The organism is Pseudomonas sp. QLc11A (assembly GCF_052112305.1).
GTDB lineage: Bacteria > Pseudomonadota > Gammaproteobacteria > Pseudomonadales > Pseudomonadaceae > Aquipseudomonas > Aquipseudomonas laurylsulfatiphila.
In genome coordinates this window covers 1-498 of record NZ_JAVAJJ010000051.1, presented here as the reverse complement: position 1 = coordinate 498, position 498 = coordinate 1, and the positions used below count along the sequence as shown (strand labels likewise).

1 protein-coding gene is annotated in these 498 nt (G+C 62.4%); it reads left to right on the top strand.

From position 1 onward, the window contains the following. The coding region (locus tag Q8X48_RS29835; protein WP_407802812.1) for an immunoglobulin-like domain-containing protein at window positions 1-498 on the top strand (498 nt) is incomplete at both ends.

Below are 498 nucleotides of genomic sequence, written 5' to 3'. Positions count from 1 at the left end.
ACCTGGAATTGGTGTCGCCAAACACAACGCCAGTGACCACCACGGTCAACGACGTCAACGACACCACCACCGTGACCCTGACCGCGACGCCGAGCGTGGACGAGAACGGCACCATCACCTACACCGCGACCCTGACCGACAAGAACGGTGCCCCGGTTACCGCGCAGAACGGTCCAGTCACCGTGACCCTCGACAGCGGCAAAGTCATCACCATCGCCGAAGGCCAGAGCTCCGGTAGCCTGCCGGTCAGCGTCGGCAACGACGTCTACACCGGTCCGACCATCGTGACTGAATCCATCAAGGACGCAGTGGGCGGTAACCTGGAACTGGTGTCGCCAAACACAACGCCAGTGACCACCACGGTCAACGATGTCAACGACACCACCACCGTGACCCTGACCGCGACGCCGAGCGTGGATGAAAACGGCACCATTACCTACACCGCGACCCTGACCGATGCCCAGGGCAAACCGGTCACCGCGCAGAACGGTCCAGTGA